Origin of the sequence: Campylobacter concisus (genome assembly GCF_902460545.1) — a bacterium.
GTDB classification, from domain to species: domain Bacteria; phylum Campylobacterota; class Campylobacteria; order Campylobacterales; family Campylobacteraceae; genus Campylobacter_A; species Campylobacter_A concisus_AE.
The window spans coordinates 49,311-54,224 of record NZ_CABPUE010000007.1 but is presented as its reverse complement, the minus strand read 5'-3'; the positions used below and the strand labels follow the sequence as shown (position 1 = coordinate 54,224).

At 37.3% G+C, this 4,914-nt stretch carries 5 protein-coding genes; 2 read left to right on the top strand and 3 right to left on the bottom strand.

Annotation, left to right across the window (positions count from 1 at the left end; genetic code table 11):
- Nucleotides 1-913, top strand: a 913-nt coding sequence (locus tag FZ949_RS05475; protein ID WP_148790280.1) for a GGDEF domain-containing protein, incomplete at its 5' end; no start/stop codon positions are given.
- Between the two features lie 106 nt (nucleotides 914-1,019).
- Complete coding sequence (locus tag FZ949_RS05470) at nucleotides 1,020-1,958, top strand: GGDEF domain-containing protein (RefSeq protein WP_316246164.1); 939 nt, start codon at nucleotides 1,020-1,022, stop codon at nucleotides 1,956-1,958.
- A 25-nt stretch (nucleotides 1,959-1,983) separates the two neighbouring features.
- Here FZ949_RS05470 and FZ949_RS05465 read toward each other — a convergent pair whose 3' ends face one another.
- The 3 genes from FZ949_RS05465 to FZ949_RS05455 are packed head-to-tail and all read right to left on the bottom strand — an operon-like array spanning nucleotide 1,984 to nucleotide 4,813.
- Nucleotides 1,984-3,267, bottom strand: coding sequence for a TRAP transporter large permease (locus tag FZ949_RS05465; RefSeq protein ID WP_148790221.1), 1,284 nt, complete (start codon nucleotides 3,265-3,267; stop codon nucleotides 1,984-1,986).
- 11 nt (nucleotides 3,268-3,278) lie between these two features.
- The gene (locus FZ949_RS05460) at nucleotides 3,279-3,821 is read right to left on the bottom strand and encodes a TRAP transporter small permease (protein WP_087586675.1); all 543 of its coding nucleotides are present in this window, start codon (nucleotides 3,819-3,821) and stop codon (nucleotides 3,279-3,281) included.
- Entirely contained in the window at nucleotides 3,821-4,813 is a 993-nt protein-coding gene (locus FZ949_RS05455) for a DctP family TRAP transporter solute-binding subunit (protein WP_148790220.1), read from the bottom strand. Before FZ949_RS05455 ends, FZ949_RS05460 begins: the two co-directional genes overlap by 1 nt.
- Nucleotides 4,814-4,914: the final 101 nt, after the last annotated feature.

Sequence of the window (4,914 nt, the reverse complement as noted above, 5' to 3'; positions counted from 1 at the left end):
GCTTAGAATAAAATTTGACATAAAATATAGAGTATTAATATCCCTAGCATTTCACCTAAATATCATATTGCTTGTTACTATTATTGTTACTACTATGGGTTGGAATACTGGAATTTGGATAATACTTGTTGGTGTAATTTTTATAAACTACTTCCTAGCGTTTGATTCAAAGAGCCTTACTTATATAATGGCATTTTTAGAACTAATCTTGCTTATACTTCTTTATTTTATTCATAAAGATGAGGCGCCGCTGATCCCATCAGCTATACGAGGGACGATAGTTATATGCAGCATTATTTTTGCTTTTTTTATTGTTTTAAGACTTTCAATGTTTGCAGATATCATCACTTCTAGTGGATATCAGCAAATAAGAAAAGAGACGGAAGAGCTTGAAAAGGACTCAAAGCATGATTTTTTAACGCAGCTTTTAAATAGAAGAACAATAGAAAAAACTTTAAGATTTGAACTAATTGCCAACAAGGAAAGAAGTGGTAATACAAATTTAGTCATAATGCTAGGCGATATTGATAATTTTAAAAAAATAAACGATACATACGGGCATGACTGCGGTGATGAGGTCTTAAAAGATGTAGCCAGTGCCTTGAAGAAATCATTTAGAGGTAAAGACTATGTTTGCCGCTGGGGCGGAGAAGAATTTTTGATAATCTTGCCCGATACAAAGATAGAATTTATCCATGAAGTGAGCAAAAGGCTTAAAAAACAGATAAACAACGCAAAACTTCCAGATAAAACTCCAGTTACTATGACCTTTGGCATGCTAATATGTGCAAATGGTGTTGAGGTGGATTTTGAGCAAGCCATAACTTTAGTAGACAAGCTGCTTTATGAAGGCAAGCAAAATGGCAAAGACCGTATCGAATTAGAAATTTTAAAAAAGGGCTCGGATGCGTAGAATTTCACTCTATACGACCCAAAAACTTATCATATTTTCAATATTATTAACTCACGTCTGTTATTTTTTTATTTTTTTATTTATGAAAGAAGAAATTCTGGCGGTTATGAATATATTTTCAGTAGCAACCTATCTTTTTCTTTTAAGGCTTATTTACGATAGTCCTGAAAATAACAAGATAACAATGCTGATAGTCCAGCTTGAAATTTTATTTCATGCGTTAGTTTGTATGCTAATACTTGGATGGGGATACGGTTTTGGATTATTGTTTTTAGCATCGTCGCTAATACTATTTTTTACTTCATTTACCTATAAATTTTTTAACTACATAATAGTTGTGGTGCAAATAATTTTATCCATAGCCTGCTATGTATATTTAGATGGCCATCCTGTAAAAAATTTTGACGGCTTTAAAGATCTACTTTTTGTTTTTAACTTAAGTATGGTTTGCATATTTTCGGTTGTTGTTTCGTATCTTTTGGAGAGCTCAAATTTATTTATATTTTTAAGTATCTTAGAGGAAAAAGAGATGGCTGAAAATATCTTAAATCACGATCCATTAACAGGGCTTTTAAACCGCACTTCGATGCAGAAAATTTTAAGCAAGAGCGAGCTTTATAAAAACAAAGATTTTGCCATTGTTATGTGTGATATTGATAACTTTAAAAAGATAAATGACACTTATGGACATGGTGCTGGAGATGCTGTTTTAAAAAGCCTGTCAGGAATTTTTAAAAGCACTTTTAGAAATGAAGATAAAGTAGCTAGGTTTGGCGGAGAAGAATTTCTAGCTGTTGTTTTAGGCATCAAAAAGGATGCAGCTGTAAGCATAGTAGAGAGAGTAAGAGAGACGTTAAGCAAAAATATAGTCGAGTTTGAGGACATAAAGATCAATGCAACAATGACATTTGGTGTAGTTGCTCATGACGGCTCAGGAGAATTTAGCTTAGAAAAGATGATCAAACAAGCCGACAGCCTACTTTACGCTGGTAAGAGAAGCGGTAAAAATATCGTTATAAGCGCAGATTACGATCCAAAAGGATAAATTTAGAGGCCTAAGCCTCTAAATTTTAATGTCCATACATTATGGTTGGTAGCCAAAGTGAAATTTGCGGTATATATGTAACCAAGATAAGACCAAAGAAGAGAGTCAGCGTCCACGGCAAGCATGCCATGATGACCTCTTTTAGATTCATATTTGTAAGACCGCTTGCGACAAATAAATTTAGTCCAACAGGCGGAGTCACCATACCTATCTCCATATTTACAACTAAGATAATGCCAAAATGTATCGGATCTATGCCAAGTTGCGTAGCTATCGGAAGCAAAAGTGGCACCATGATCATGATAACGCTTGAAGGCTCCATAAACTGACCCATGATAAAGAGCAGGATATTTACAAATATCAAAAATCCTATCATGCCGATATTTGCGTCAAGTATCATCGAAGCGATAGCTTGAGGGATCTGCTCGCTAGTTAGCAAATATGCAAAAACAACGGCGTTTGCGATGATGAAAAATATCATAGCTGTTGTAAGAGCCGAGTCTAGGCAGATATCCCAAAGATCTTTTATCTTTATATCTCTATAGATAAAAAGTGAGATAAATAACGCATAGACTGCACTTGCCGCAGCAGCTTCTGTCGGAGTAAAAATACCTCCATAAATTCCGCCGATGACCACAACAACGATCAAAAGCGCCCAAAATGCTTTGGTAAATTTCTGTACTCTTACTTTAAATGGTTCAGCCTTAGTTGCTTTAAAGCCAAGTTTTTTTGCGCCAACATAAGTTTGAACTAGCATAAAAGCGCCGAGCATAAGACCAGGCACAACACCAGCCATAAAGAGCTTGCCAATACTTACCTCAGCAGTTACGCCATAAACTATCATAACAACTGAAGGTGGGATCAAAATTCCAAGCGAGCCAGCTGTAGTTATGCCGCCCACTGCGTACTCTTTTGGATAGCCGGCCTCTTTTATCGCTGCAAACATAATTGAGCCTATCGCTACAACCGTCGCAGGTGAGCTTCCAGAGACCGCTGCAAAGATGATGCAGGCAAATATCGCACTCATAGGCAAGCCGCCAGGCAAGTGTCCGACCATAGACTTTGCAAAGTCGATGATACGTCTTGCTGAGCCACCTTTACTTAGTAAATTTCCAGCCAAGATAAACATCGGGATCGCCATTAGCGAAAATTTATTGATACCATCAAAAATTAGCTGTGGGATTGTAGCGATGTCGATATCTGTAAAAAATATCATCGTTAAAACAGTGCTAGTTCCCAGTGAAACAGCCACAGGCACGCCTATTAGCATTAGTGCAAAAAGTAGGATAAATAAAAATGCTATTGTCATCTTTTTTCTCCTTAATCTTTGACTACGCTACCATGAGCTAGCTCATGTGCTTCGTTGCTTACGACATTTTCTGCAGGCGTTAGAGCTACTTTTATGGCTTTTTCAGTCGAGCGGTAGCTAGCTGTAACGAAGGCTATTGGAAGCACTAACATAGGGACCCATTGAGGTATGCCAAGGTCTATTATCATCTGCTCGATCTCGTGCAAAATTTTGAGATAATCAATCGAATAAACTGCGATAAATATCAAAAAGACAGTTGTTAAGATGTGTGAAAAGAGCAGGCATACTTTCGCGAGCGCTGGTGGAAATTTTTCCACCAAAATAGTTACACTGACGTGAATACCCTTATTAAAGCCGTATGCCGCGGCAAAAAATGCCGACCAGATAAAAAGATAGTTTGATAGCTCGCTCGCCCAAGACCAGCTTTTATCGAAAAAATATCTAGCCATAACATTTGCAAAGGCCAGCAATGTTCCACTTGCGAGCCCAACTACTGCGATAGTTTTATTTAGTGAGGCTATCGCTATATCAAGGACATTAAAAAAACTCTTCATTATTTTGTCCCAAGAGCCTTTTCTATGAGATCTTTACCGATAACATCGTAAAATTTAGGATAGATTGACTGCATAACCTTTTGCCATTCGGCCTTTTGTGCATCATCGATCTTGAAAATTTCTAGCTTTTTGCTAGCAGCGATATATTTTTCAAGTTCAGCTATAACGTGAGCGTCCTCTTTTGCTGTCTCTTCTCTCTCGAAAGCTGTCGCTTCGCTTAGAGCTTGTTTTACATTTGCTTTCAGATCATCTGGTAGCTTGCTCCAAAATTTATCGCTCATAACGACTAAATAGCCTAAATATCCGTGACTTGAAAGTGTGAGCGAGCTTTGAACTTCGTGAAATTTTGAGTTATAGAAATTTGAAAGTGGGTTTTCTGTCGCATCAACTACGCCTTGTTGAAGTGCAGAGTAAACTTCTGAAAATGGAAGTACTTGCGGGTTGCCACCAACTACTTTAATTTGTTCTTCAAGTACCTTTGAGCTTTGGATTCTAAATTTTTGTCCTTTTGCATCTTCTGGTACGAGAACTGGCTTTTTGCTTGAGCTAAAATGCTTAAATCCAGCATCCCAATAATCAAGCGCCACAAAGCCTTTTTTTGTAACAAGGGTTTTTAGCTCCTCGCCGACCTCGCCGTCTTGGACCTTATGAAGGTGTTCTGCGTCTTTAAAGATGAAAGGCAGGTCAAAGAGCTGAAACTGTGGCACGATAGGTGTAAATTTAGAAAAACTTGGAGCTGCCATTTGAACATTGCCAAGCTTTAACGCACCAAAAACTCTATCGTCGTCAAGTAGCTGCGCTGATGGAAAGACTTGAACTTTTAATTTACCGCCACTTAGCTCCTCAGCACGTTTAGCAAAAAAGTCAGCCGCTTTGCCTTTTGGTGTAGAAGCTGCGACAACGTGAGCAAATTTGATCGTATAGACCTTGTCTGCACCAAATGCTAAGCCACTGATGGCACAAGTAAAAAGTAAAGCTTGTAAGAATTTCATCTTTTATCCTTTGTAATGGTTTTGTTAAACGCATTATAAATTTCAAAAATAAAAATTTAGAAATTTTGTTTCGTAAATTCACAGCTATTTATTTTTATATG